Below are 24958 nucleotides of genomic sequence, written 5' to 3' on the forward strand. Positions count from 1 at the left end.
ATGGCCACTAAAAACCGTTTTTCATCGAAATCGTCATCGTCGGCGTCGCTCGTGCCCTGGCTGGGCATCGCCGCCATCGTCATCCTGTTCGACCAGATCACCAAGATCACGATCCTGAAGACCTTCCGCTATGCGCAAGAGATGGTCATCACCTCGTATTTCAACCTGGTGCTCGCGTATAACAAGGGCGCCGCCTTCAGCTTCCTGTCCGACCAGGGCGGCTGGCAGCGCTATTTCTTCACCGGCATCGCCCTGGCGGCCGCCATCTACATCATCTATCTGCTGAAAAAGCACGCCGGCCAGCGCATGTTCTGCTGGGCCCTGGCGCTGATACTCGGCGGCGCGCTGGGCAACGCCATCGACCGCCTGATGTACGGCCACGTGGTCGACTTCCTCGACTTCCACTGGAAAAGCTGGGGCCATTTCCCCGCTTTCAATATCGCCGACAGCGCCATCTGCATCGGCGCGGCCCTGTTCATCATCGATGAACTGCGCCGGGTAAACAAATAAATACGCGGGAGAACGGCATGGAACTGTCCGGCAAAAAAATCGTCCTGGGACTGTCAGGCGGCGTCGCCTGCTACAAGGCGGCGGAACTGTGCCGCGCGCTGACAAAGGCCGGCGCCTCGGTGCAAGTGGTGATGACGGATGCGGCCAGCCACTTCATCACGGCCGTCACGATGCAGGCGCTGTCCGGCCACCCCGTGCACACGAGCCAGTGGGATGCGCGCATAGCCAACAACATGGCGCATATCGATTTGACGCGCCATGCGGACGCCATCCTGATCGCCCCGTGTTCGGCAGACTTCATGCGCAAGCTCGCGCACGGCGTGTGCGACGACCTGCTGTCGACCCTGTGCCTGGCCCGTCCTTCCCACCTGCCCCTGCTGGTGGCGCCGGCCATGAACGTGGAAATGTGGCAGAACCCCGCCACGCAGCGCAATGTGCAGCAGCTGCGCGACGACGGCATCAAGCTGTTCGGCCCGGCCGCCGGCGAACAGGCATGCGGCGAAGTTGGCCTGGGCCGCATGCTGGAGCCGGAACAGCTGCTGACGGAGCTGATCGCCGCCTTCCAGCCGAAAGTCCTGGCGGGCAAGCGCGTGCTGGTCACGGCCGGCCCCACGTTCGAAGCCATCGACCCCGTGCGCGGCATCACCAATCTGTCCTCGGGCAAGATGGGCTATGCGGTGGCGCGCGCGGCGCGCGAAGCGGGCGCCGAGGTGCTGCTCATTTCCGGCCCGACGGCCCTGGACGCGCCATTCGGCGTGCGCCGCATCGACGTGCAAAGCGCGCAGCAGATGCATGATGCGGTACTGGCCCACGTCGACGGCCAGCATGTCTTCGTCGCCGTGGCCGCCGTGGCCGACTGGCGCGTGGCCAACGCCAGCGACCAGAAGATGAAAAAACAGGCCGACGGCTCCGTGCCCGAACTGCAGTTCGCGCAAAACCCCGACATCCTCGCCACCGTGGCGGCACGCACCAACCTGGCCGGCTATCCGTATTGCGTCGGCTTTGCCGCCGAATCGGAAAACCTCGTGGAATTCGGCTCGACCAAGCGTGAAAAGAAGGGCATTCCCCTGCTGGTCGGCAATATCGGCCACAACACGTTTGGCCAGGACGACAACACCATCATCCTGTTCGACGAGGAAGGCCATACCGTGCTGCCGCGCGCCTCGAAACTGAACCTGGCGCGCCAGCTGATTTCGGAAATATCGAAGCGGCTGGCAAAAAACTCGCTCCTCAAGTAACCCCTTACGTTCTAAATTAATGAAAAATATCGACATCAAGATCCTCGACGCCCGCATGAAGGAACTGCTGCCGGCCTACGCCACGCCCGGCAGCGCCGGCCTGGACCTGCGCGCCTGCATCGACGAAGCGATCATCATCGAAGCCGGCCAGACCGTGCTCATTCCCACCGGCCTGGCCATCCACATCGGCGACCCGTCGTATGCGGCCATGATCCTGCCGCGCAGCGGCATGGGCCACAAAAACGGCATCGTATTGGGGAATCTGGTAGGCTTGATCGACTCCGATTACCAGGGCCAGCTGATGGTATCGACCTGGAACCGGGGCCAGAGCGCTTTCACGCTCAACCCCATGGAACGCCTGGCGCAACTGATTATCGTGCCGGTGCTGCAAGTGGGCTTTAACGTCGTCGAGGAATTCGGCGACAGCGAACGCGGTGTTGGCGGTTTCGGCAGCACCGGCAAACATTAAGGACTTTCTTATGCCAGGTTTCCGCCATCTGATCCCAGCCCCAACTTCGCTGCGCCGATTGGCCACTCCTTTATTGCTGGCCAGTGCGGCCATCCTCGCTGGCTGCACCACCCCGATGACGAATGTCAGCGGCCCGTTCAACGTCGTGCCGGCGCCCGATGCGCCCGCGCCGACGGCGCAGCAAAAGGCGGCGCAGGAAGAACTGGTGAAGATGGTGTCGCTGCAGGACCGCCTGTCGAAAGTCTCGGCGCCCCTGCTGATCAACAATGCGGACCTGTGCAAGACGTATGCGCGCAACCTGCTGGGCTTCACGGCGCAGAACAGGTATTCCTACCCCGGCATCTATGCCGACGCGGCGCAGGCGGCCCTCGGCTACGGCGAACAGATGCAGGTGTCCGGCGTCCTGCCGGGCAGCGGCGCCGCGCGCGCCGGCTTGCGCAAGGGCGACGGCTTGCTGGCCGCCGAAGGCAAGCCGCTGCCGGCCGGCCCGAAAGCGGAAGGCCCGTTCGGCGCCATCGTCGGCCCGCTGGCCTCGAAAAGCGCGAGCCTGAACATGACCATCGCCCGCGACGGCCAGCAGCAGGACCTGAAAATTCCCGTCACGCGCGCCTGCGCCTTCCGCGTCGCCCTGGGCAATGCGGACAATATCAACGCGTACTCGGACGGCGGACGCATCATGCTCACGCGCGGCATGGTCAATGCGGCGCAAAACGACGAAGGCATCGCCTTCGTGATCGCCCGCGAAATGGCGCACAACATCCTCGACCACGCGCGCAGCCAGCGCACGGCAGGCACGGCCGGCAGCATCATCGACAGCCTGGGGGCCGTGCAGCCCGACGTGTCAATGCTGACGGGCGCCGCCGGCATCAAGGCCATGCCGCAGGAACTCGACGTACAAGCCGACACCCTGGCCATCTACCTGCTGGCGCGCGCCGGCTACAACGTCGACAACGCCGCCCGCTTCTGGCAGCGTCTGGCCACGCAAGTGCCGGCGACGGTCGCCAACGGCTACACGGCCCTGCACCCGGGCACCAACTCGCGCATGGCGGCCGTCAACCGCGCCGTCATCGACGTGCGCGCCAAGCAGGCGGCGAAGAAGCCGTTGAAGCCTTAAACGCCAAAGGCGCCTGATGCAGCAGGTTTGCTCAGGCGCCGGGGAAGTTCGGGAAATAGGTGCCCATGACCCAGGTCAGGGCGCCGCAAAACACCACCGCCAGGAACAGGGCGATGAGCAGTTTGCCAAACTTGGGGATGCCGTCATCTTGCGTCTTTTGGTCGTTCGACATGAAAACTCTCCGCAGGCTATTGGAGAGCGTAGTATAGCCACAATATTGAAAAATATTCCATACTTTGCCGCCTGCCTGCGGCTTTCCTTCCGCGCCCCATGGACAGCATCGACCTTGAAGTTCTGAAAACCAGCGCCGCCTGGCTCGCCGCCGGCCACCGCTGCGAACTCGTCACCGTCATCAAGACGTGGGGTTCCAGCCCCCGCCCCGTGGGCGCCACCCTGGCCATCTGCGACGATGGCACGGTGGTCGGTTCCGTTTCCGGCGGCTGCATCGAAGATGACTTGATCGACACCGTGCGCGTGCACGGCATCGTGCGCACGCTGCCGGAAATCGTCAGCTACGGCATCAGCGCGGACGAGGCGCACCGCTTCGGCCTGCCCTGCGGCGGCACCATCGCACTGGCCATCGAACCGCTGCATGCGGACAGCAAGGTGGCCGAACTGCTGGCGCGCCTTGAAGCGCACGAACTGGTCGAGCGCCGGCTGGACCTGGGCAGCGGCGCCGTCACCCTGCGGCGCGCCACGCCAGGGGCCGTGCTGGCCCTGGAAGATGGCGTGCTCACCACGCAGCATGGCCCGCGCTGGCGCTTGCTGATCATCGGCGCCAGCCAGCTGTCGCGCTTCGTGGCGCAGATCGCCACGGCCATGGATTACCACGTCATCGTCTGCGACCCGCGCGAGGAATACCGGGGCGGCTGGAACGTGCCCGGCGTGCCCCTGCTGCACGCCATGCCGGACGACCTCGTGCTCGAACTCAAGCTCGATAGCCGCAGCGCCGTCGTCGCCCTCACGCACGACCCCAAGCTCGATGACCTGGCCCTGATGGAAGCGTTGAAATCGCCGGCGTTCTACGTGGGCGCCATCGGTTCGCGCGCGAATAACGCCAAGCGGCGCGAGCGGCTGCTGCAGTTCGACGTCAGCGCCGAACAGCTGGCGCGCCTGCATGGCCCCATCGGCCTGTACATCGGCAGCAAGACGCCGGCCGAAATCGCCATCTCCATCCTGGCCGAACTGACGGCCGTGAAAAATGGCGTGCCCGATGCCCTGCAGATCCAGCACGCGGCGGCCCTGAGCCCGCCCACCACCGACATCTGCGCGCTAAGGTAAAAAGCAAGAAACGCGGTGCGCCCGCATCGCCTCCCTGATACCGTCCCTGACTTTGGCCCACCATGACCCTGCTGCACTGGACCCTCCCCCTGCCCGCCGGCTACCGCCGCGACGATGTCATCGCCTTCCACAGCCGCGATGGCGAAGCCGTGGCGGAACAAGTCACGCCCACGGGACTGCGCAAGGGCATCCTGCTGCAAGGCATGCCGGTCGTGCTGGACGTCGCCTTCACGGACGACGCCGCCGTCTGCCGCGCCGAGATCGATGGCGATACCGATGCAGGCCTTCAGACACCGCTGCACGGCGCCTTGCTCAACATCCTCGGCCTGCGCATCGACCCGCAGCCGTTCGCGCAACTGGCCGCCGGCGACCCGCTGCTGGCGCCTCTGGTCAGCGTCAATCCGGGCCTGCGCATCGTGCAATCGGCCAGCCCGTTCGAAGCGCTGACCTGGGCCATCATCGGCCAGCAGATCAACCTGTCGTTCGCCATTTCTTTGCGCCGCACCTTCATTCTGCAGGCGGGGCGCCAGCACGCAAGCGGCTTGTGGTGCTACCCGGAGGCGCGCGACGTGGCACGGCTGGAGATCGAGGATTTGACCAGCCGCAAATTCTCGCGCGCCAAGGCGGAAACCGTGCTGCGCCTGGCGCGCCTGGTCGATGAGGGAGAACTGTCGCTGGAGCTGCCGCCCTCCGGTGACGTGGCGGCGATTTCTCAGGCGCTGCTGGCCGTGAAAGGCATCGGCCCGTGGACCGTCAACTACGCGCTGCTGCGCGGCTACGGCTATGCCGACTGCTCGCTGCACGGCGACGTGGCCATCCGCGCCGCCCTGCAAAAGCTGCTCGGCGAAGAGAACAAGCCGGACATGGCGCGCACGGAACAGTGGCTGCGCCAGTACGCGCCGCACCGCACCATGGCGGCGGCCCACCTGTGGGCCAGCCTGCATCCAAAAAATAATCCGCCAGCGCGGGAATAAACGGCGGGCGGCACGCGTCTATCCCTTGCAAGCCCCCAAAACCTCAAGGAGACCATCATGCGCTTCACCACTTTCGCCGCCACCGCCCTGTTCACCGCCTTGTCCGCCCCGCTGGCCTTCGCCGCCGACGTCATGCCCGCCAACGGCATGCTGGTCAACGCCAGCGGCATGACCGTCTACGTGTTCGACAAGGATGTCGCCGACAGCGGCAAGAGCGCCTGCAGCGGCGGCTGCCTGGCGGCCTGGCCCGCCGTCATCGCCACCGAAGCGGCGCCCGTCGCTCCGTATGGCAGCATCAAGCGCGAAGACAACGGCGCCATGCAGCTGACCTACAAGGGCAAACCCCTGTATCTGTACAAGGAAGACAAGAAGCCGGGCGACATGGCCGGCGACAATTTCAAGAACGTGTGGCACGTCGTCAAGCCGTAAGCAGCCCTTCCCGCCGCCACGATGGCCTCGCAAGACGATAGCCGCCAGCTGCAAGCGTGCCTGCCCGGCCTGCGCCGCTATGCGCGCGCGCTGGCGGGTGCCCTGCACGCGGACGACCTGGTGCAGGACACCGTGGAGCGGGCCTGGCGCAAGCTAAACCAGCGCGGCGGCGAGATGCGGCCCTGGCTGTTCTCCATCATGCACAACCTGCACGTGGATCAATTGCGCCGTCCCGGCCTGGCGCTGCGGGAACTCGACGACGACGCCCTGCTGGCCGCGCCCGAGCACACGCCGGGGCAGTCCATCGCCATCGGCGAAATGGATGCGGCGCTGGCCCGCTTGCCGCTGGGGCAGCGTGAAGTGATACTGCTCGTCGCGCTCGAACAGATGCCGTACGAGCAGGTGGCGGCTACCCTGGGCATCCCCGTCGGCACCGTGATGTCGCGTTTGTCGCGCGGGCGCGACCGGCTGCGCGAACTGCTCGACGGCCGCCCCGCCGGCAGCCATGGCGCCCCCACCCTGAAAGTCGTGAAATGACAACGCAAGCCATCAGCGAAGCGCAATTGCACGCCCTGGCCGACGGCGTCCTGCCCGAGGAACAGCGCGCGGCCATCGACGCCCACCTGCGCGCGCATCCCGACGATGCCGCCAGAGTCGGCGCCTGGCGCGAACAGAACCGGCAACTGCGCGCCCTGTTCGATCCCGTGCTGGACGAAGCCGTGCCGCCAGCGCTGCTGCAAGCGACATCGCCACCGGCGGCGAACGGCGCCTGGCAGCGCCCCGCCATGCAGGCGGCAGCGGCCGTCGTGCTGGTGCTTGCCGGCGGCATGGGCGGCTGGCTGCTGCGCGGCGACGCTGGCGACAGCATGACAGCCAGCGCCAGCCCGATGTCCCTGGCGCGCAGCGCCGCCATCGCCCATGCCGTCTACACGCCCGAAGTGCGCCACCCCGTCGAGGTAGGCGCGGAACAGGAGGCGCACCTGGTGCAATGGCTGTCGAAACGCCTGGGCACGAAATTGCAGCCGCCCGCGCTGTCGCCGCTCGGTTATCACCTGATCGGCGGGCGCTTGCTGCCCGGCGATGGCGACGGCCCCGTGGCGCAATTCATGTATGAAGATGGCGGCGGCAAGCGCCTGACCCTGTACGCGGCGAAAGAACGGGCCGGCAGGCAGGAAACGGCTTTCCGCTACACGCAAGAGCAGGATTTGAGCGTGTTTTACTGGATCGATGGCCAACTCGGTTATGCCCTCTCGGCGAACCTGCCCAAGCAGGAACTGGGCAAGATCGCCAGCGCCGTGTACGCGCAGCTGGAACAGCCGCGCTGAAGCAAGCCGGCATGAAAGCAGCCGGTGGCCGACATCGTCCCCACGCCCTGCAGCACGGGGCGGCTGATGCTACCATCCCATACTGATGAGCTAATCCGTTTGGCGGATGGCCGTCGCGCGTCCCGCACCATCCCCACCAAGGAATACACATGACGACCCTGACCATCAATGGCAAACAGCACGAGCTTGCCCTGCCTGAAGACACGCCACTGCTGTGGGCCTTGCGCGACGAACTGGGCATGACCGGCACCAAATTCGGCTGCGGCATGGCCCTGTGCGGCGCCTGCACCGTGCACCTCGACGGCGAAGCCATCCGCTCCTGCGTGACGCCGATGTCGGCCGCCGCCGGCAAGAAGATCACCACCATCGAAGCCGTGGGCGAAGACAAGGTGGGCCTGGCGCTGCAACAAGCGTGGCAGGAACACGGCGTGCCCCAATGCGGCTACTGTCAGGCCGGGCAGATCATGTCGGCCACGGCCCTGCTACACAAGACGCCCAAGCCGAACGACCAGCAAATCCGCGAAGCGATGAGCGGCAATATCTGCCGCTGCGGCACCTACACGCGCATCCACGCGGCCATCAAGCAGGCCGCCACCAGCATCAACGCAAAAGGAGCGGCCAAATGAGCATCCATGACACTCCCGCCGTCCATTCGCCCGCGCGGCGCAACTGGCTCAAGGCCGCCGGCGCGCTGGCCAGTTTGACTTTGGTAGCCGGCCCTTCCGGCCTCGTGATGGCGGCCGACGCCGTCAAATACGGCGGCGACAAGATGGCCGGCGGCGTGGTGGACGACAGCCTGGTCTTCCTGTCGGTGGCCGCCGACGGCATCGTCACCATTGTTGTGCACCGCTCCGAAATGGGCCAGGGCATCCGCACCAGCCTGCCCATGGTGGCGGCCGATGAACTGGGCGCCGACTGGGCGCAGGTGCGCGTGCAGCAGGCGCCCGCCGACGAAGCGCGCTACGGCAGCCAGGATACGGACGGTTCGCGCAGCATGCGCCACTCGTTCCGCGCCATGCGCCACGTGGGCGCCACGGCGCGCCTGATGCTGGAAACGGCGGCCGCCGTGCGCTGGGACGTGCCCGTCACGGAAGTCAAAGCCGTCAACCATGCGGTCATGCATGCGGCCAGCGGTCGCTCGCTGTCGTTCGGCGCGCTGGCCGAGGAAGCGGCCAAATTGCCGGTGCCGCCACGCGCGCGCATCAGCCTGAAAACGGCGGACGAGCTGCGCTACATCGGCCAGACCAGCACGCGCGGCATCGACCTGCGCGACATCGTCACGGGCAATACCCACTTCGGCATCGACACGCGCCTCGATGGCATGGCGTATGCCGTCATCGCCCGTCCGCCCGTCTTCGGCGGCAAGTTGAAAAGCGTGGACAAGACGGCGGCCCTGAAGGTGCCGGGCGTGCTGCGCATCGTCGAACTGGCGGGCAGCCCGCCGCCGGCCATGTTCAATCCGCTGGGCGGCGTGGCCGTCATCGCGCGTAACACCTGGGCCGCCATCAAGGGCCGCGAAGCGCTGGTGCTGGAATGGGAAGATGGCCCGAACGGCAGCTACGATTCGAAGGCCTTCCGCAAGACGCTGGAAGCGGCCGTGCGCCAGCCGGCCAGCCCGGCGCGCGACCAGGGCAAGACGGTGGCCACCCTGGCCGCCGCTCCCGCCGCGCGCAAACTGAGCGCCGAATACTATCTGCCCCACCTGGCCCACGCCACCATGGAGCCGCCCGCCGCCACCGTGCGCATCGCCGGCGGCAAGGCCGAAGTGTGGGCCTGCGTGCAGGCGCCGCAGGCAACGCGCAGCAACGTGGCCAAGGCCCTGGGCTTGTCGTACGACGACGTCACCGTCCACGTGACCTTGCTCGGCGGGGGCTTCGGGCGCAAATCGAAACCCGATTTCGCCGTCGAGGCGGCGCTGCTGTCGAAAGCCATGGATGGCGCGCCCGTCAAGCTGACGTGGACGCGCGACGACGACCTGCAGCACGACTACCTGCACACGGTGTCCGTCGAACGGCTGGAAGCGTCGCTCGATGCGAAAGGCATGCCGACGGCCTGGCTGCACCGCACGGCCGCGCCCACCATCACATCGACCTTTGCCGCCGGCGCGAACAGGCAGGCGCCGTTCGAGCTGGGCATGTCGGCCATCAACGTGCCGTTTGCCATCGCGAACATCCGCGTCGAAGTGCCCGAAGTGCCGGCCCATACGCGCATCGGCTGGTTCCGTTCCGTGTCGAACATCCCGCACGCGTTCGCCATCCAGTCGTTCACGGCCGAACTGGCCCACGCGGCAAAGAAAGACCACCGCGACTACCTGCTGGCGCTCTTGGGCCCCGCGCGCAGGATCAACCCGGCCGACCTGTCCGATGGCTGGAACTATGGCGAAGACCCGGCGAAGTATCCGGTCGATATCGGCCGCATGCGCCACGTGATCGAGCTGGCGACAGCCAAGGCGGGCTGGGGCCGCAAGCTGCCCAAGGGACGAGGACTGGGCCTGGCCGTGTCCTACAGTTTCGTCACCTATGTGGCGGCCGTGATCGAAGTGGAGATCAATGCGGCCGGCGAAGTCATCGTGCCGAGGGTCGACATCGCCATGGATTGCGGTCCGCAAATCAACCCGGACCGCGTGCGCTCGCAAATCGAAGGCGCCTGCATCATGGGCCTGTCGCTGGCCATGAGCGGCGAGATCAGTTTTAAAAATGGCCGGGTCGAGCAAAGCAATTTCCACGACTACGCCGTGCTGCGCGCCGCCGACGCGCCGCGCGTGATCCACACGCATCTGGTGCCGGGCACCCTGGACATGGAGCTCGGCGGCGTGGGCGAACCGGCCACGCCACCGATCGCCCCGGCCCTGTGCAACGCCATCTTCGCCGCCACGGGCAAGCGCATCCGCGCCCTGCCCGTGGGCATGCAGCTGGCGAAAAAGGCTTAAGTCCGCCGCGCGGCAGGCCACTGCAGCAGCAACGCAGCGGTGGCGACCAAGGCGGCGCCGGCCGCCAGCAGCCACATCGGCCAGTTGAGCAAGAGCAGCACTCCGCCCATGGCGGCGCCGATGGCGCTGCCCAGGTACAGCGCCGACTCGTTGAGGGCGATGGCCAGGTTGCCGTCGCCCTGCCGCGCGCGCACGGCCAGCAACTGCTGGTTTTGCGGCACTTGCAGGGCCCAGCCAGCCGCGCCCCACAGCATGATCGGCGCCAGCATCAGCCAGGCCGACCAGCCGGCCGCCAGCGGCAGCGCGCACAAGGCCAGCGCCAGCAGCAGCAAGATGAGCCAGGTCAGTTTCGGCGCCGCCGCCTTGTCCGCCCATGGCCCGACCAGCACGCTGCCCACGATCCCTCCCACGCCCCATGCCCACAGGAAGGGCGTGGCGGACATCGCCGCCCCCTGCGCGGACCACGCCAGCAGCGGCGCGATAAACGTGTACATGCCCAGGCTGGCGATGGCCGCCAGCAAGGACACGAGCAAAATGGCCAGCACCTGACCATCGGCCAGCAAGGCCAGCTTGCGACGCAGAGAAATCGCCGGTGCCGCCGGCAGCGCGGGCAGCTGCCACAGCAAGCCCGCCAGCGCCAGCCCGCCCAAAAGAGTCACCAGCCACAGGGCCGCCGTCCAGCCCAGCTGCTGCGCCAGCAGCAAACTCAATGGCACGCCCAGCACCGTGCCGCCCGCCATGCCGCCCATGATCACGCCGATGGCCTTGCCGCGCTGCCGCGGCGCCGACACGCCCGCCGCCGCCGCGATGCCCAGCGCCAGGTAGACGCCCGCACCGATGCCGGCAATGGCCCGCCATGCGAGCAGGCTGCTGAAACCGGACGCCAGCGCGCTGGCCCCATTCGCCAGCACGAACACGGCCAGCGCGATCAAGAGGCCCGAGCGCTGCGCGCGCGCCGGCAGCAAGGCCACGGCCAAGGGCGAGCCAAGACCATAGGCCAGGGTGAACGCCGTCACCAGTTGCGCGGCCATCGCCAGCGAGATGGAAAACGCGCCGGCGATCATCGGCATCAAGCCCGCCGTCACATACGACGCCATGCCCAGCGCGAACGCGCCCACGGCGATCAGGTAGACGGTGGCGGGAAGCGCGGTAGTGTCAACTACGGGGGTGCTGCGGAAAGAGTCAGACATGGGCAAGCCTTCGGAAAGAAAGCAGGCATTCTGGAATACAATATAAACAATTACAATTTTACTGTTTATGCTATTACTGATAGCAACAGGCTTACCGGAAAGACAGCACCATGCGCACTTTGCAACGCACCCGCCACGAACTGGCCGCCTACCTGCAGGCGCGGCGCGCGCGCCTGTCGCCGGAAGACGTGGGCTTGCCCGGCGGAGGACGGCGGCGCACGCCCGGCTTGCGCCGCGAAGAAGTGGCGGCGCTGGCCGGCGTGGGACTGACCTGGTACACCTGGCTGGAACAAGGGCGCGACATCGGCGTCTCGAGCGCCTTTCTCGACAAGCTGGCCGAAGTGCTGAAACTGGACGCGGCAGAACGCCGCCACCTGTTCCTGCTCGCGCATGCGCGCCCGCCGGCCGAAGAAGGCAAGACGTTTTGCGTGGTGCCGCCGCCGGTGCGCCGCCTGATGCACGAGCTGGCGCATCCGGCCTATGTGCTCAACCTGCGCTGGGACGTACTGGCGTTCAATGCGGGCGCCGACGCGCTGTTCGGCTTCGGCGCGCATGCCGCATCGCGCCGCAATCTGCTGTGGCTGTTGTTTACCGATCCGCTGCTGCGCGCACGCTTCATGGCCTGGGAAGAGCAGGCCCCGCTGATGCTGTCGAGCTTTCGCCGCGACTATGCGCGCGCCACGCAGGAAGCGGACATCCACGCGCTGGTGGAAGAACTGGAAAAAGTCTCGCCCGAATTCAAGCTATGGTGGCGCCGCCACGACGTGCATGCGCCGTGTGCAGGCGTGCGCCAGCTGACAATCAACGGCGAGCAGGTCGCCTATGAGCACACCTCGCTGACCATCGATGCGGACCGCCACTTGCGCCTGATCGTGTATGCGCGCCAGGCGCCGGAGTAAACGGGGCGCACAACGAAAAAACCGCTGGCCCTCTTGCGAGGAACCAGCGGCTTCGAATTGGTTGCGGGGACAGGATTTGAACCTGTGACCTTCGGGTTATGAGCCCGACGAGCTGCCAGACTGCTCCACCCCGCAGGCGAATTATATACCAGTTTGCTGCACTGCGGGGAGCTAATCGCGGCAGGCGGCTGCAAGACCTGCGTGGGCGGCTTGAGAATGAAAAAAGCCGCTGATCTTTTGCAAGAATCAGCGGCTTTCCGGTATTGGTTGCGGGGACAGGATAAGTGTCCGGCGCCAAGAAATTCTCGCTAGTTCCCCTACGAAAACGGGGCAAATGTATCACCGGTTGCGGGATTAAAAAGGTGTGCCAGCGAGTGTATCACTTGGACGGCGCTACAAAAAGCTTTGGAGCATCTTCCAGTGAACTACTGGGCCTTGCGAAAAATCAATTCGGCACCTTTCTGTGCGAAGACAGGTCCCAGTTGAAGCTTGCCGTTCACCAGTTCGTAAGGGAAAAACACCACGACAGAGTATTTGTCTACATGGTCGAGAGCCACCGCAATCGCATCGGACTTTTTATTCGATGAGGGCGGCGTTACTTTGACATCGTAGACGAGTGCCGTCGCTTTGTATTGCTTAGCGGCGGCAGCTTTGGCGAAAGCCGATTCAAGCAATTTGATGATATCTGCTGATGGTGGATGCTCACGACCGTCGTATCCAGCTACATCCACGATCTCGCCGGATGGCTTCATGGCGGCCCCGAACGGGAAGAATTCACCGTGCTGTTCAAGGAGTTTTTCAGCCATCGGCAGCACTGCATTCATAAGTGTCTCACTCTCCTCTTTCGCAGAGCCGGCACTATGCGCCGCTGTTGAAAACACCACTGATAACAAAAATGCGATAAATCGCTTGGCTTTCATCGGGGTCTTTCAAGTTGTTTTTGACGCATGAATTTACCATACCATCTGATTGCCTATAAATATCAATGGCTGGACGGCAGTGGGCGCGATTGTATCAAGCGTTCGTTTTTGAGATCGTATCTACATATCTGCTGCAGGAGGATAGTGATGAACGATAGCGAAGAACAAAAGCGTGGCGGAGGTGGAAAGATCCCAAAGACGATCCGAGTCCATGATGATGTGTGGAAGGCATGGGGGGACGCCGCGCAGCAAATGGGAATGACCCGATCGGCTTTTATCAAACAGGCCACTGCAATGGCCGCTGAGCTAGTAGCAAGTGGCGGGCGCTCGTATTTTGTCATGTGCCCGTCGGGCACTAGACAAAATACGCGCACCAACCTTTTGGAACAAAAGTCCACGTCAGTGGAGGTGCGTGCGAGTGGCGCCAAAGGCGTTGCGTCAGCAAAACGAGCGCCGACGAAAGCCCCGATTAGCCGAAACCCGAAGGGTTGAGGATCATCCGGGGATTGAGGAGGAGTGGACGTGCCAAGGCCGACTAAGCGAACGACGACCATCACGCAAGCGGACATCGTCCGGTTGCACGATGTCGTCCGTTCGGCGCGGGAGGACTTGAAGAAAGCTGCGCCGCTCGCCAAGAATTCGCAGAGCGAATACGCAAGGCGAGCGGCGCAGCTTTCGCGTGGCTGGGACATGGCGAAGGCGACGAAGAACGAGCGCTATGCCATGCGGGCGGCGGGAGTGTGGGAGTATCGGCGCCAGATCAAAGCGGCGCTGCGCGAGGCCGATAAGGCCACGCGCAGCCAAGATTTTTTGGCACCCGTGCGTCAGTTGATGTGGGCGGAACAGGTCAAGAAGGCTGAGGGGCTGATGGCGGAGCTGGATGCGTTTCGGGCGCTCCCGTGGACCGACTTCACACACGCGCGCAAGCAGGAGGCGGATCACAAGAAGTGCGCCGCCACCGACGCGCAGCTTGAAGCGTTCTTCGATGCTGTCGGCACCTCCGAGTTCCGTCAAGCCTTCTTGCTGGTCGAGTTCAGTGGCTGCCGTGGTCAAGAGCTCGGCAACGGCGTGCGTGTTGAAGCGAAAAAAATTAACGGCGCGCCTGCTCTTAGCTTCTTCGTTGAATCAGTGAAGGCGGACGGCAAGAAAAAAGGGTTGGACCTTCGCGAAGTGGTCAGCCAGTTCCCGAAAGACGCTGCGCCAGGGGTGCAGAGGCGCTGGTTGGAACTTGCGAAGCAGGTTGCGGAGAACCGTCGACCGCTGGTCGTGAGAGTCGATGCCACTGAGGGACTGTCGGCGGGGCAGCGTTTCACCAAAAATTTCTGCTACTTCGCTAAAAAAGCGGGGCAGCCGATTTCCGCATACTCCCTTCGGCATCGTGTTTCAGCGCAGTCCAAAGCATCGGGCGATTCGGCAAGCGTGGCGGCGGTGCTTGGGCATCAGACCACAGAGACGCAACGCTACTACGGGCGTGCGAAGCGGGGAGGCGGTGCCGTGTCGCCAGTGGTGATCAGCGGAGTCAATCACTCTGGCGCCACGATCAGAGGACCCGCACAGCGAACTGGCCCCCACGCCGGATACAAAACCCGAGCCACATTGAAAGCCACAACACCGCAAGCACAAACGAGCCGCCCGACAATGAGGCCTAGACTATGAGATTTATATTTCAGAATGGCGGCAGGACGGGCGCCAAAAATATAGAGGCTTTGGGTGGTGCCTTGGCTGGATATGTTTGCGCGGAGCCGGGTGCGCGAAATGTCGAGCTGGTGCATGGTGAGCTTGTGCCCTTCCGGGATGAGGCAACGCTCATGCGGGAGCTTGCTCAATGCCGCCAAGAAGTGCAAAACCGCCAGCAACAGCAAGGCGGCCAGTTCGATCAAAACGATCTATACGAGGCGCTGCAAGTCCTCGCTGCCACCTATTGGGCGGAAGCCGAACGCATGGACATGGAAAGGTCCACACCGGCCGGCGCCCCCAAGGGCACCGCGCGCATTTGAGGCGGCGAGCCAGTTAGCCAAAGGCCGGAACCCGCAGGAGCACCATTTGGAGCCTATGGCGCCGCATCTTTATCGGCGGCCCAGTTGTTTCGGTCGGCTATGAAGGCGGAAAAACGCCCGTTATATCGCAATGCCAGCAAGTCAATGGGCCACGCAAGCTTGTCAACGATGGGTTTTAGGTCGGGCAAATCACGGACATAGCCCCAATGCACCGCGTGGCCGCCCCCATCGTCGTGTCCAACGATCTTCATGACCTTGGCCGTGTTGGAATCGTTGTTGTGCATCTGGGTGATGACATTGACGCGGAACGAATGGAAGCTGGTCTGTGGCGCCTTGATGCCCCGTGCGCGCTGATGTTTGAGCATCGCCGCCGACAACTCCTTGGAATAACTGTGGTTGATGAGCAGTCGGTGTGGGAACAGCCGCTCGGCGCCAGCCGCTCGGCACTCCTCGGCATAGTCCAAAAAGCCAAGGGCGATCAGCGCATCCGAGATCGGCACGTTGCGAATGCCGCCCGGCGTTTTGCTCTTGTAGACATGGATGTAGTGAATGCCATTGTCGGGGGCTTGATGGACATCGACGCAGCGAATCTGGGTTACCTCGCCGATCCGCATGCCCGTGTGTATCCCAAGCAACGGCCCCCAGAACAAATCGGGAGCGTCGCCCATCGCCGCCAGATAGCTCTCTGGCTCAAAGAACTTCGCGAGAGCCTCGGTGGTGAAGGGCTGATAAGATTTTGTGGTCTTTGCGCGCGACTTTTTCGTCTGGATGAACATGCCATCGACGGGATTCATTTCCAAGCCTGTATGCAGGCCATGGCCAATAATGTATTTGAAGAAGTCGTGGAGGCTGTTGAGCTTGTTGTCGATGGTCTTCGGCGTTTGGGGGATAGCCAGCAGGGCGTCTTTGTATTCCACCAGCGTTTGCTTGCCGATGGTGTTGACTTCGATGTCGGCGCTCGCATGGCGTCCGGCGGCCTTGTTGTCTTCAAGCGCCCGCAGCGCCTTTTTCTTGTTGAACTCGACTTTTTCATGCTCTGCGAGCCAGCGCTCGACGGATTCCACCAGCGGGAACGAGAGCGCAAGGAAGTCTTTGATGTGGTAGACCTTCGTGTCCACGGTCCGCGCTCCGTTCCTTCCAGAGCAGTTGGCGAGCCATTTGTCTACGGCAGATGTCAGAGGCTCCGACTTGGCGGACTGGATGCTGGCGGAGCGCAATGGACGGTCGGCGCTGTCGATCATGCCAAGGCGGTCTATTGCCTCCATCATCCGTTTGTGGTCAGCAGCACCATCAGCCTTGAGCACGCCGTTTTTGAGGTCAATTTCGTAGCGGCGTATGGCCTCGAGGTCGAAATTGAAGTCCGATAGCTTGGGGTTGCTCATTGCTCGCTTTCGTTCTAGATCAGCGTTCAGGTGTAGCGCAATTATAGCGGCGGTGGCTGGGCACTTGGTCCGCAGGCTGAAACGGCGGTCGGACTCGGCGGTTTTGATGCGGAAGTAGAAGACGCCGCAGCGGTTGCGGAAAAGGCGAGGGGTCTTGATCTGCACAGGTGGCTCACAAAGTGGCGCACCGGAAAAAACAAAAGTCCTTGATTCACGAAGGGAATCAAGGACTAGCGATGTTTGGTTGCGGGGACAGGATTTGAACCTGTGACCTTCGGGTTATGAGCCCGACGAGCTGCCAGACTGCTCCACCCCGCACAAGAATTATAAGGGCAAACGGGTGGCTTAGGCAATAGCTATCTCAAATTCAACCGTAATAGACCAATCTAATGAATACGCGGGCGGCATGAGCGGCAGCCAATCGTGCCTGCGCAGCTCGCCACGCGGCACGCAATCGGTGTACAGTAAGCGTTACACCAGACATCTCTTATCCTAAGACTGCCCATGAAATTCTGCTCCGAATGCGCCCATCCTGTCAGCCTGTCCATTCCGGAAGGCGACAACCGTCCCCGCTATGTGTGCGCCAACTGCGACGCCATCCATTACCAGAACCCGAAAATGGTGGTCGGCTCGATTCCCGTGTGGGAAGAAGATGGACAGCTGCAGGTCTTGCTGTGCAAGCGGGCCATCGAGCCGCGCCTCGGCTACTGGACCTTGCCGGCCGGCTTCATGGAAAACGATGAAACGACGTCCGACGCGGCCGAACGCGAAACGGTGGAGGAAGCGGGCGCGAATATCGAACTGGGCCCCCTGTTTTCGCTGCTGAACGTGCAGCGCGTGCACCAGGTGCACCTGTTCTACCTGGCCCGTTTGCTCGACCTCGATTTCGCGCCGGGCATCGAAAGCCTGGACGTGCAGCTGTTTACGGAAGCGCAGATTCCCTGGGATGACCTGGCCTTCCCCACCATTCGCGCCACCTTGGAACTGTTCTTTGCCGACCGCGTGAAAATCCGCGAAGGCGGCAGCTACGGCGTCCATACGGGCGACATCACGCGTCCGATGGCCCGCGCGGACGCAGAATAAGCAACCGCCGCATGATTCCCTGGCTCGACATCCACACCCCGTTCCCCGACGTCTCGCACGCCCTGACCGACGAGGCGCCCGGCCTGCTGGCGGCCGGCGCCGACCTGTCGCCCGCGCGCCTGCTCGACGCCTACCGGCGCGGCATCTTCCCCTGGTTTTCCGAAGGCCAGCCCATACTGTGGTGGAGCACCGATCCGCGCATGGTGCTGATGACGGAAGACTTCAAGGTGTCCGACAGCCTGGCCAAGGCGATCCGCAAGGTCGAGCGCAGCGCCGCCACGGATGGCCGCTGGCAGCTGCGCTTCGACGGCGATTTCGAGGCCGTCATGCGCGCCTGCGCGGCGCCGCGCAAGGATGGCCCGGGCACCTGGATTTCGGACGAGATCATCGCCGGCTACACGGGCTTGCACAAGCTGGGCTACGCGCATTCGTCGGAACTGTGGCTTGACGGTGAACTGGTGGGCGGCGCGTATGGCGTGTCGATCGGGCGCATGTTCTATGGCGAATCGATGTTCGCCCGCGTTTCCGATGGCTCGAAGATCGCGCTGGCCCACCTCGTACGGTTTTTGCAGGCGCGCGGCGTGGCCATGATTGACTGCCAGCAAGAAACGAAACACCTGGCCTCGCTGGGCGCGGCGCCCATTTCGCGCGCGCGCTTCCTGGCCCATGTAAGGGTCGCCATTGAAGCAGCGCAAATCACCGATTGGCATGCTGCGCCACCGGCGTAAAAAAGCTATGATAGCTCAAGGCACACCGCCGCGGACAGACCAGACAGGATCAGCATGACGCACCTGAACGAACTACCGTTTGCCACCCTGCAGTTCTATACGACGGCACCGTACCCGTGCAGCTACCTGGACGACCGCCAGGCCCGCTCGCAGGTGGCCACGCCTTCGCACCTGATCAACAGCGACGTGTATTCGGAACTGGTGCGCAACGGCTTTCGCCGCAGCGGCATTTTTACCTACCGCCCGTATTGCGACGGCTGCCAGGCCTGCATCCCCGTGCGCGTCGTGACGCAATCGTTCACGCCCAACCGCAACCAGCGCCGCGCCTGGAGCAGGCACGCCGGCCTGCAGGCGGGCGTGGCCACCCTGTCCTTCCTCGACGAACACTACGAGCTGTATCTGCGCTACCAGAGCACGCGCCACGCGGGCGGCGGCATGGACCAGGACAGCCGCGACCAGTACGCGCAATTCCTGCTGCAAAGCCGGGTCAACACGCGCCTGGTGGAATTTCGCGATGCCAACGGCATCCTGCGCATGGTCAGCATCATCGACGTGCTGGCCGATGGCCTGTCGTCCGTCTACACGTTTTTCGATCCCGACGTGCCGGGCGCCTCGTACGGCACCTACAACGTGCTGTGGCAGATCGGCCAGGCGCGCGAGCTGGGGCTGCCGTATGTGTATCTCGGCTACTGGATCGCGCAGAGCCCGAAGATGGCTTATAAAATCAACTTCAAGCCGCTGGAAGCGAGAATCAAAGGACAATGGATTGTGATGTAGGTCGGATTAGCGCGAAGCGCGTAATCCGACAACACCAGCGGCGCCAACAATGTTGTCGGATTACGGCGCTACGCGCCTAATCCGACCTACGCCTTGTTACCTGCTCTTGTCCGGAAACGCCGGACGCTTGGGCCACACGGGCGGATTCTTCGCCAGTTCGGCCTGGATCACCTCGATCGCTTTTTCCAGCTGCGGATCGCGGCCCGCGATGACGTCGGCCGGCGTTTGCTCGACTTCGATATCGGGCGGCACGCCTTCGTTTTCCACGCCCCATCCGTTCTCTCGCGTCCAGAACGCCAGGTTCGGCGCCGTGATGAAGCCGCCATCCATCAGCACGGGGAAGCCGAGTACGCCCACCAGGCCGCCCCACGTGGTCTTGCCGATCAGCGGGCCCATGTTATTTTTGCGGAACATCCACGGCAGCAGGTCGCCGCCCGAACCGGCCGTCTCGTCGATCAGCATGGCGCGCGGACCCTGGATCGACGCGGACGGCGTCTTCATGTCGGCGCCGTAGCGCATGGTCCACCAGGCGATTTCCTTCTTCTGCAGGATCTCGATGTAGTAATCGGCCACGCTGCCGCCGCCATTGAAACGCTCGTCGACGATGATGGCCTGCTTGTCCGCCTGCGGGAAGAAATAGCGCTTGAAGTAGGTGTGGCCCAGCCCCGCCGTATTGGGCACGTACACGTAGGCCACCTTGCCGCCCGTGGCCGCATTGACCTTGCGCATATTGCCTTCGATCCAATCGCGGTTGCGCAAGGCGTCCTCGGTCGGCACGGGCACCACGGTGATCGTGCGCGCGCCCTTGCCGTCGGCCGATGGCCCCACAGTCAGGTCGATGGCCTTGCCGGCCGTGTTCTCGAAGGCGCTGTACAAGTTGGCGGGCGGCGCCAGCGGGCGGCTGTCGACGGCCAGCAGGTATTCGCCCGCCTTGACGTTCAGGCCCGGCTCCGTCAGCGGCGCGCGCAGGGCCGGATTCCAGTTCAAGCCGCCATACACTTTCTTGAAACGGTAATGGCCGTCGCTCACGTCATAGTCGGCGCCCAGGAGTCCCCCCGGCACCTTCTTCGCCTCGATAAAATCGTCGCCGCCACCACCGCGGTGATGGCCCACGGCCAGTTCGCTGCACATCCACTGGATCAGGCGATTCAGGTCCGCGCGGCTCGACAGCTCGGGCAGGAACACGGCGTACTTGTCGCGCATGGCTTTCCAGTCCACGCCATGCATGCCAGGGTCATAAAAATAATCGCGGTTGATGCGCCACACTTCATTGAAAATCTGCGTCCATTCGGCGCGCGGATCGGCTTTTACTTCGATGGCGTCGACCTTGATCTTGCCCTCGCCCGGCGCCAGCAGCTTGCCCGTGCTTGACCCCATGGCCCAGTTGTCCTTCTGGCGGTACAGCAGCTTCTTGCCGTCGGCCGACACTTCGAAATCATCGGCTTCCGCCACCACGGTTTCCGCCTTGCGCTCCTTCAGATCGAAGCGCTGCACGGCCTTCTTGCCGTCGCTTTCGCGCAGCAAAAAGATCTGCCCCGCGGCGCCGGCGGCCAGGCTGGAAAACTGCGCGGCCGGCAGCGGCAAGTCGACGATGCGCGTGGCGATGCCGTCGAAGTCGATGCTGATCGGCGCCACCGGTGCGACTACCACTTTCGGATCGTCGCGGCCCGTCTTCGGATCGATCTTCGGTTCAGTCTTCGGCTCCGCTTCCGCCTTCGCCGTGTCTTTTTTGGCGTCCGCGCTGGCGACCTTTTCCTCGTCGCTCTCCTTGATCAGGGGCGACGGCAAGTCGCGCCGCAACACGGCCATCCACACGGTGCGCGTCACCAGGTTGTCTTCGTTCTGCTGCGAAAACCAGTTGTTGCTGGGCCCCGCATTCGTCGAAGCGAAGAAGTACAGGTACTTGCCGCTCTTGTCGAACACAGGTTCGGCCACGTCGGACAGGCCATCGGTCACCGGCATCGACTTGTTCTGCTCGACGGAATAGATGTAGGCGCTGCGCGTGTAGGTGGGCGAATTGAGCGTGTAGGCCAGCCAGCGCGAATCGGGCGCCCACGCGGCGCGCATGCTCTTGTCGACGCCATACATCGGCTCCGTGGCGACCTTCTGCACCTTGCCCGTGCCGACGTCGATCACGTACATGCTCCAGCCATTGTCGGCAAACGCGATCTTCCTGCTGTCGGGCGACCAGACGGCGTTGTCATAGAAGCCGCTGCCATTGAGCTTGAACTTGCGCACGGCGCCCTTGCCATCCTGCGCCCGCACATGCAGTTCATATTCGCCCGACTCGTCCGAGAAATATGCGACCGAGCGGCCATCGGGCGACCAGATCGGCGTGCGCTCGTGGGCGCCGGCCGTCTGCGTCAGGTTGCGCACGTCGCCCTTGTCGGCGGGGATGGTGACGATCTCGCCCCGGTACTCGAAGGCGATGCGCGCACCGGACGGCGAGATCGACGCGTCGCGGATGTATTTCGCGTTCTTGACCCAGCGTGGGCGCGTCTGTCCCAAGTCGCTGGCCACGCCGATGGTCAGCTTGTGCGCCTGGCCGCTCGCCAAGTCCAGGCTATGCAGATAGCCGGCCTGCTCGTAGACGATGGTGCCGTTCGCGGCCGACGCGTTGAGCACGGGGAAATCCGCATGCCGCGTCAGCTGGCGCACGGCCTTGGTTTTCACGTCGTAGGCAAACAGGTTGAATTCGCCATTGCGGTCGGAGCGGAAGTACACGGTATCGCCTATCCACATCGGGTCGACGTCGTTCGAGCGCGTCGGCTGCTGCGGGATTTTTTCAATCGACTTGTCACTGGACGAGAAGAGCCACAACCAGGAATTGGTGCCGCCCCGGTAGCGCTTCCACTGCTTGAAGGCGGGCGCCAGCGGGTTGTACGCGATGCGCTTGCCATCAGGCGAATACGTGGCGCGCGAGGCATTCGGAATTTCCAGCTGGGTTTCCACGCCGCCCGCCACCGGCACCGTAAACAGCTTCTGGAAGCGGTTGTTGAAGGCGGCGCGGGGCGAAGTGAACATCACGGCCTGGCCATCGGGCGTGAACGACTGCGCCAGGTCCGCGCCCGGGTGGAAGGTCAGGCGGCGCGGCACGCCGCCCGCCGCCGCGATCACGTACACATCGACATTGCCGTCGATATTCGCGCTATACGCGATCTGGCTGCCGTCGGGCGAGAACACGGGATTCGATTTGTCGCCCAGGTCCGACGTCAGGCGCCGCGCGCCGCCGCCGTCGAGGTTCGACAGCCACAGGTCGCCCGCATAAATGAAGGCGATGTGGCGGCTGGAGACGGCCGGCTCGCTCAGCATGCGGGTGTCTTGCGTATTGGGCAGGGCCAGGGCCGGGTGGCTCAGCAGCAGTGCGCTGGCGGCCGCGATGGCGGTCAGGATGCGTGTCTTTTTCAATCGATGTCTCGCTTATGAAGTCAACAGAACAGAGAAAAAACAGGAAGGTCCGCGGCCGAATGCAAATTATCAAGGAATCAATGTTGCATTAGACCAAATAGAACTATACACCCGGCAGCCGCGCGGAACACGGTAAAATACGGCACTTATTTCGCGCGCCGCCAGCCCTTCCCGGCGGCCCGCACACCTACTCAAAGCGCCCCCATGTCTGAAAAATTCCTGTATTCCCTCGCCCGCCCGCTGCTGTTTTCGATGGATGCCGAAGCGGCCCACCATCTGACCCTGCCCGCCCTGAAACGCGCCAGCGCGCTGGGCCTGACGAAGCTGGCCGGCAAGCCGGCGCTTGATCCGCGCACGGTGATGGGCATCACCTTCCCCAATCCCGTCGGCCTGGCCGCCGGCCTGGACAAGGATGGCGCCTACATCGACGCGCTGGCCGACCTGGGTTTCGGTTCGATCGAAGTGGGCACCGTCACGCCGCGCGCGCAGGCGGGCAATCCGAAACCGCGCATGTTCCGCCTGCCGCAGGCGCAGGGCATCATCAACCGCATGGGTTTCAATAATGGCGGCGTGGACGCCTTCGTGGCCAATGTGCAGGCGTCGAAGTTTTACCAGGAGCGCGCCGGCGTGCTGGGCCTGAACATCGGCAAGAACGCCGACACGCCCATCGAACGGGCGGCCGACGATTACCTGCTGTGCCTGGAAAAAGTCTACCCGTATGCCAGCTATGTGACGGTAAACATCTCGTCGCCGAACACCAAGAATTTGCGCCAGCTGCAGGGCGCGTCCGAACTCGACGCCCTGCTGTCGCAACTGAAGGATGCCCAGGCGCGCCTGGCGGACAAGCACAAGCGCTACGTGCCGCTGGCCCTGAAAATCGCACCGGACATGGATGGCGAGCAGGTGAAAAGCATCGCCGGGTCGCTCACGCGCCACCAGATCGACGGCGTCATCGCCACCAACACGACCCTGTCGCGCAGCGCCGTCGAAGGCATGCCGCACGGCGCCGAAGCGGGCGGCCTGTCGGGCGCGCCCGTGTTTGAGCTGTCGAACAATGTCATCCGCTTGCTGAAGGCGGAACTGGGCGACGCGCTGCCCATCATCGGCGTGGGCGGCATCATGCAGGGCAAGGATGCTTTGGCCAAGTTCGAGGCGGGCGCGCAGCTGGTGCAGCTGTACAGCGGCCTGATTTACGCGGGCCCCGCCCTGATCAAGGATTGCGCGCGCGCGCTGCGCGGCAAACAGGCGAAATGATCGCCAAGGTCAATCTGGGCGCCAGCAGCCTGGAAGTGAGCACGATCTGCCTGGGCACGATGACATTCGGCGAACAGAATAGCGAAGCCGAAGCGCACAGCCAGCTCGATTACGCGCTGGAACGTGGCATCAACTTTATCGATACGGCCGAGATGTATCCGGTGATGGCCAGCGCGCAAACGCAGGGCAGCACGGAGCGCTACATCGGCAGCTGGCTGAAAAAAAGCGGCAAGCGCAGCCAGATCGTCCTGGCCAGCAAGGTGGCCGGGCCGAACTCGCGCATGCACTGGATACGCAATGGCAAGACGGACCACGACGCGGCGAACATCCGCGCCGCCGTCGAGGACAGCCTGCGCCGGCTGCAGACGGAGCACATCGACCTGTACCAATTGCACTGGCCCAGCCGCAATCTGCCCATCTTCGGCGCCAGCGTGTATAACCCGCGCAAGGAACACGCGTCGGTCGCCATCGACGAGACGCTGGCCGTGCTGGGCAAGCTGATCGAGGAAGGCAAGATCGGCCACATCGGCGTATCGAACGAGTCGTCGTGGGGCGTGTGCGAATACATCAAGCAGGCCGAACTGAAAGGCTTGCCGCGCATCGTTTCGATCCAGAACCTGTACAACCTGACGGCGCGTCATTTCGAAACGAGCCTGCTCGACGAAACCTGCCACCGCGAGAACGTCGGCTTGCTGGCCTACAGCCCGCTGGCGTTCGGCCAGCTGACGGCGAAATACCTCGACGATCCGCAGGCCCAGGGGCGCCTGACGCGTTTTCCGGCCGGCTGGAGCCCGCGCTACGTGCGCCCCGCCACCATAGCGGCGGCCGGCCAGTATGCGGCGCTGGCCCGCGCGCACGGCTTGACGCCGGCGCAGCTGGCGCTGGCCTGGTGCTACTCGCGCTGGTTCGTCGCCTCGACCATCATCGGCGCCACCAGCGTGGCGCAGTTGCAGCAAAATATCGATGCGCATGACATCGAATTGTCGCCGGAACTGGTGGCGGCCGTCGACGCCATCCACGCCAACTTGCCCAATCCGGGGCAGTAAGCCCC

General features: G+C 63.9%; 25 protein-coding genes and 2 tRNA genes. 20 read left to right on the plus strand and 7 right to left on the minus strand.

All coding sequences use genetic code 11. The features are described 5' to 3' along the window. From lspA to IGS55_RS09695, 4 genes are read left to right on the plus strand one after another with little or no spacing between them, the layout of a single operon-like run. Positions 1 to 510: a signal peptidase II gene (lspA, locus tag IGS55_RS09680; protein WP_034754175.1), complete on the plus strand. Its 510-nt coding sequence runs from the start codon at positions 1 to 3 to the stop codon at positions 508 to 510. A gap of 17 nt (positions 511 to 527) precedes the next feature. Further along, positions 528 to 1748, plus strand: coding sequence for a bifunctional phosphopantothenoylcysteine decarboxylase/phosphopantothenate--cysteine ligase CoaBC (gene coaBC / locus IGS55_RS09685; protein WP_230517202.1), 1221 nt, complete (start codon positions 528 to 530; stop codon positions 1746 to 1748). Between the two features lie 19 nt (positions 1749 to 1767). Next, entirely contained in the window at positions 1768 to 2217 is a 450-nt protein-coding gene (gene dut, locus IGS55_RS09690) for a dUTP diphosphatase (RefSeq protein WP_230517201.1), read from the plus strand. Between the two features lie 10 nt (positions 2218 to 2227). After that, on the plus strand, positions 2228 to 3331 hold the full coding sequence (locus IGS55_RS09695) for a M48 family metallopeptidase (protein ID WP_230517200.1): 1104 nt from the start codon (positions 2228 to 2230) through the stop codon (positions 3329 to 3331). 31 nt (positions 3332 to 3362) lie between these two features. Here IGS55_RS09695 and IGS55_RS09700 read toward each other — a convergent pair whose 3' ends face one another. After that, on the minus strand, positions 3363 to 3503 hold the full coding sequence (locus tag IGS55_RS09700; RefSeq protein WP_162995759.1) for a hypothetical protein: 141 nt from the start codon (positions 3501 to 3503) through the stop codon (positions 3363 to 3365). Between the two features lie 98 nt (positions 3504 to 3601). On the opposite strand from IGS55_RS09700, the gene IGS55_RS09705 reads away from it, so the two are divergent. The 7 genes from IGS55_RS09705 (at position 3602) to IGS55_RS09735 (ending at position 10269) form a co-directional block, all read left to right on the plus strand. Next, entirely contained in the window at positions 3602 to 4612 is a 1011-nt protein-coding gene (locus tag IGS55_RS09705; RefSeq protein WP_230517199.1) for an XdhC family protein, read from the plus strand. 62 nt (positions 4613 to 4674) lie between these two features. Further along, positions 4675 to 5586, plus strand: a complete 912-nt coding sequence (locus IGS55_RS09710) for a DNA-3-methyladenine glycosylase family protein (RefSeq protein WP_230517198.1) — start codon at positions 4675 to 4677, stop codon at positions 5584 to 5586. 57 nt (positions 5587 to 5643) lie between these two features. After that, on the plus strand, positions 5644 to 6015 hold the full coding sequence (locus IGS55_RS09715; RefSeq protein WP_230517197.1) for a COG4315 family predicted lipoprotein: 372 nt from the start codon (positions 5644 to 5646) through the stop codon (positions 6013 to 6015). Between the two features lie 21 nt (positions 6016 to 6036). Continuing rightward, positions 6037 to 6552, plus strand: coding sequence for an RNA polymerase sigma factor (locus IGS55_RS09720; protein ID WP_230517196.1), 516 nt, complete (start codon positions 6037 to 6039; stop codon positions 6550 to 6552). After that, complete coding sequence (locus IGS55_RS09725) at positions 6549 to 7340, plus strand: anti-sigma factor family protein (RefSeq protein ID WP_230517195.1); 792 nt, start codon at positions 6549 to 6551, stop codon at positions 7338 to 7340. The genes IGS55_RS09720 and IGS55_RS09725 overlap by 4 nt, the downstream gene beginning before the upstream one ends. Before the next feature lie 149 nt (positions 7341 to 7489). Then, positions 7490 to 7966 (plus strand): (2Fe-2S)-binding protein, encoded by a 477-nt coding sequence (locus IGS55_RS09730; RefSeq protein ID WP_230517194.1) that lies wholly within the window; start codon positions 7490 to 7492, stop codon positions 7964 to 7966. Beyond that, on the plus strand, positions 7963 to 10269 hold the full coding sequence (locus IGS55_RS09735) for a xanthine dehydrogenase family protein molybdopterin-binding subunit (RefSeq protein ID WP_230517193.1): 2307 nt from the start codon (positions 7963 to 7965) through the stop codon (positions 10267 to 10269). The genes IGS55_RS09730 and IGS55_RS09735 overlap by 4 nt, the downstream gene beginning before the upstream one ends. Here IGS55_RS09735 and IGS55_RS09740 read toward each other — a convergent pair. Further along, positions 10266 to 11459: an MFS transporter gene (locus tag IGS55_RS09740; RefSeq protein WP_230517192.1), complete on the minus strand. Its 1194-nt coding sequence runs from the start codon at positions 11457 to 11459 to the stop codon at positions 10266 to 10268. The genes IGS55_RS09735 and IGS55_RS09740 overlap by 4 nt on opposite strands. Before the next feature lie 110 nt (positions 11460 to 11569). On the opposite strand from IGS55_RS09740, the gene IGS55_RS09745 reads away from it, so the two are divergent. Further along, a complete protein-coding gene (locus tag IGS55_RS09745) occupies positions 11570 to 12358 on the plus strand; it encodes a helix-turn-helix transcriptional regulator (RefSeq protein ID WP_230517191.1) in 789 nt (262 codons plus the stop codon). 58 nt (positions 12359 to 12416) lie between these two features. Here the strand turns inward: IGS55_RS09745 and IGS55_RS09750 are convergent. After that, positions 12417 to 12493: transfer RNA gene (locus tag IGS55_RS09750), tRNA-Met, on the minus strand. Positions 12494 to 12783: 290 nt separating this feature from the next. Beyond that, positions 12784 to 13278, minus strand: a complete 495-nt coding sequence (locus IGS55_RS09755) for a hypothetical protein (protein WP_230517190.1) — start codon at positions 13276 to 13278, stop codon at positions 12784 to 12786. A gap of 147 nt (positions 13279 to 13425) precedes the next feature. Here IGS55_RS09755 and IGS55_RS09760 point away from each other — a divergent pair, with 147 nt between their 5' ends. From IGS55_RS09760 to IGS55_RS09770, 3 genes are read left to right on the plus strand one after another with little or no spacing between them, the layout of a single operon-like run. Beyond that, a complete protein-coding gene (locus tag IGS55_RS09760) occupies positions 13426 to 13770 on the plus strand; it encodes a hypothetical protein (protein ID WP_230517189.1) in 345 nt (114 codons plus the stop codon). 30 nt (positions 13771 to 13800) lie between these two features. After that, a complete protein-coding gene (locus IGS55_RS09765; RefSeq protein WP_230517188.1) occupies positions 13801 to 14934 on the plus strand; it encodes a hypothetical protein in 1134 nt (377 codons plus the stop codon). After that, the gene (locus tag IGS55_RS09770) at positions 14931 to 15275 is read left to right on the plus strand and encodes a hypothetical protein (protein ID WP_230517187.1); all 345 of its coding nucleotides are present in this window, start codon (positions 14931 to 14933) and stop codon (positions 15273 to 15275) included. Before IGS55_RS09765 ends, IGS55_RS09770 begins: the two co-directional genes overlap by 4 nt. A gap of 53 nt (positions 15276 to 15328) precedes the next feature. Here IGS55_RS09770 and IGS55_RS27965 read toward each other — a convergent pair whose 3' ends face one another. Together IGS55_RS27965 and IGS55_RS09780 are read right to left on the minus strand one after the other, a co-directional pair. After that, positions 15329 to 16822, minus strand: coding sequence for a site-specific integrase (locus IGS55_RS27965; RefSeq protein ID WP_230517186.1), 1494 nt, complete (start codon positions 16820 to 16822; stop codon positions 15329 to 15331). A gap of 76 nt (positions 16823 to 16898) precedes the next feature. Next, positions 16899 to 16975 (minus strand) — tRNA-Met (locus tag IGS55_RS09780). A 186-nt stretch (positions 16976 to 17161) separates the two neighbouring features. Here IGS55_RS09780 and IGS55_RS09785 point away from each other — a divergent pair. Genes IGS55_RS09785 through IGS55_RS09795 form a run of 3 tightly spaced genes read left to right on the plus strand, consistent with a single transcriptional unit; the run spans position 17162 to position 19245 of the window. Beyond that, complete coding sequence (locus tag IGS55_RS09785; RefSeq protein ID WP_230517185.1) at positions 17162 to 17740, plus strand: NUDIX hydrolase; 579 nt, start codon at positions 17162 to 17164, stop codon at positions 17738 to 17740. A gap of 11 nt (positions 17741 to 17751) precedes the next feature. Further along, entirely contained in the window at positions 17752 to 18468 is a 717-nt protein-coding gene (gene aat, locus IGS55_RS09790) for a leucyl/phenylalanyl-tRNA--protein transferase (RefSeq protein WP_230517184.1), read from the plus strand. A 54-nt stretch (positions 18469 to 18522) separates the two neighbouring features. Beyond that, complete coding sequence (locus tag IGS55_RS09795; protein ID WP_230517183.1) at positions 18523 to 19245, plus strand: arginyltransferase; 723 nt, start codon at positions 18523 to 18525, stop codon at positions 19243 to 19245. A 96-nt stretch (positions 19246 to 19341) separates the two neighbouring features. Here the strand turns inward: IGS55_RS09795 and IGS55_RS09800 are convergent, their stop codons facing one another. Further along, complete coding sequence (locus IGS55_RS09800) at positions 19342 to 22653, minus strand: S41 family peptidase (protein WP_230517182.1); 3312 nt, start codon at positions 22651 to 22653, stop codon at positions 19342 to 19344. 204 nt (positions 22654 to 22857) lie between these two features. Between IGS55_RS09800 and IGS55_RS09805 the strand changes: the two genes are divergently transcribed. After that, complete coding sequence (locus tag IGS55_RS09805) at positions 22858 to 23907, plus strand: quinone-dependent dihydroorotate dehydrogenase (protein WP_230517181.1); 1050 nt, start codon at positions 22858 to 22860, stop codon at positions 23905 to 23907. Next, positions 23907 to 24953, plus strand: coding sequence for an aldo/keto reductase (locus tag IGS55_RS09810; protein WP_230517276.1), 1047 nt, complete (start codon positions 23907 to 23909; stop codon positions 24951 to 24953). Before IGS55_RS09805 ends, IGS55_RS09810 begins: the two co-directional genes overlap by 1 nt. The last annotated feature ends 5 nt before the right edge of the window (positions 24954 to 24958 follow it).

This window comes from Janthinobacterium sp. EB271-G4-3-2 (assembly GCF_020858035.1).
Lineage (GTDB): Bacteria > Pseudomonadota > Gammaproteobacteria > Burkholderiales > Burkholderiaceae_D > Janthinobacterium > Janthinobacterium aestuarii.

Coding starts and splice junctions, on each gene's coding strand:
- lspA (WP_034754175.1), top strand. CDS start 1: ATGGCCACTAAAAACCGTTTTTCATCGAAATCGTCATCGTCGGCGTCG.
- coaBC (WP_230517202.1), top strand. CDS start 528: ATGGAACTGTCCGGCAAAAAAATCGTCCTGGGACTGTCAGGCGGCGTC.
- dut (WP_230517201.1), top strand. CDS start 1,768: ATGAAAAATATCGACATCAAGATCCTCGACGCCCGCATGAAGGAACTG.
- IGS55_RS09695 (WP_230517200.1), top strand. CDS start 2,228: ATGCCAGGTTTCCGCCATCTGATCCCAGCCCCAACTTCGCTGCGCCGA.
- IGS55_RS09700 (WP_162995759.1), bottom strand. CDS start 3,503: ATGTCGAACGACCAAAAGACGCAAGATGACGGCATCCCCAAGTTTGGC.
- IGS55_RS09705 (WP_230517199.1), top strand. CDS start 3,602: ATGGACAGCATCGACCTTGAAGTTCTGAAAACCAGCGCCGCCTGGCTC.
- IGS55_RS09710 (WP_230517198.1), top strand. CDS start 4,675: ATGACCCTGCTGCACTGGACCCTCCCCCTGCCCGCCGGCTACCGCCGC.
- IGS55_RS09715 (WP_230517197.1), top strand. CDS start 5,644: ATGCGCTTCACCACTTTCGCCGCCACCGCCCTGTTCACCGCCTTGTCC.
- IGS55_RS09720 (WP_230517196.1), top strand. CDS start 6,037: ATGGCCTCGCAAGACGATAGCCGCCAGCTGCAAGCGTGCCTGCCCGGC.
- IGS55_RS09725 (WP_230517195.1), top strand. CDS start 6,549: ATGACAACGCAAGCCATCAGCGAAGCGCAATTGCACGCCCTGGCCGAC.
- IGS55_RS09730 (WP_230517194.1), top strand. CDS start 7,490: ATGACGACCCTGACCATCAATGGCAAACAGCACGAGCTTGCCCTGCCT.
- IGS55_RS09735 (WP_230517193.1), top strand. CDS start 7,963: ATGAGCATCCATGACACTCCCGCCGTCCATTCGCCCGCGCGGCGCAAC.
- IGS55_RS09740 (WP_230517192.1), bottom strand. CDS start 11,459: ATGTCTGACTCTTTCCGCAGCACCCCCGTAGTTGACACTACCGCGCTT.
- IGS55_RS09745 (WP_230517191.1), top strand. CDS start 11,570: ATGCGCACTTTGCAACGCACCCGCCACGAACTGGCCGCCTACCTGCAG.
- IGS55_RS09755 (WP_230517190.1), bottom strand. CDS start 13,278: ATGAAAGCCAAGCGATTTATCGCATTTTTGTTATCAGTGGTGTTTTCA.
- IGS55_RS09760 (WP_230517189.1), top strand. CDS start 13,426: ATGAACGATAGCGAAGAACAAAAGCGTGGCGGAGGTGGAAAGATCCCA.
- IGS55_RS09770 (WP_230517187.1), top strand. CDS start 14,931: ATGAGATTTATATTTCAGAATGGCGGCAGGACGGGCGCCAAAAATATA.
- IGS55_RS09785 (WP_230517185.1), top strand. CDS start 17,162: ATGAAATTCTGCTCCGAATGCGCCCATCCTGTCAGCCTGTCCATTCCG.
- aat (WP_230517184.1), top strand. CDS start 17,752: ATGATTCCCTGGCTCGACATCCACACCCCGTTCCCCGACGTCTCGCAC.
- IGS55_RS09795 (WP_230517183.1), top strand. CDS start 18,523: ATGACGCACCTGAACGAACTACCGTTTGCCACCCTGCAGTTCTATACG.
- IGS55_RS09805 (WP_230517181.1), top strand. CDS start 22,858: ATGTCTGAAAAATTCCTGTATTCCCTCGCCCGCCCGCTGCTGTTTTCG.